A 223-nucleotide genomic window follows, 5' to 3' on the forward strand; every position below is an offset into this window, starting at 1 on the left:
CATCTGGTCGAGCATCGAGAACAGACGGTCGAAACCGACCGTGTTGCGGTACAGGGGAGCAAGATCGAACTGTCGCATGGCATATCCTCCTTCAGAAGCAACATGCATCTCATGAAGATCCACCTCTCTTGAGGCTGGATCTGGGTCTCGTGACGCCGTCTGGCCGTCACGGCTTCCATGTGGGAATAGATACGTTTGCATTCAAGAGGCTCGCCCAACCGGG

1 pseudogene is annotated in these 223 nt (G+C 55.6%); it reads right to left on the reverse strand.

Features of this window, described 5'->3' with window-relative positions:
- Window positions 1-78: pseudogene (locus E4K09_RS30475) on the reverse strand (molecular chaperone); the annotation flags it as partial.
- Window positions 79-223: the final 145 nt, after the last annotated feature.

This window comes from Microvirga pakistanensis (assembly GCF_004458765.1).
Classification (GTDB): Bacteria; Pseudomonadota; Alphaproteobacteria; order Rhizobiales; family Beijerinckiaceae; genus Microvirga; species Microvirga pakistanensis.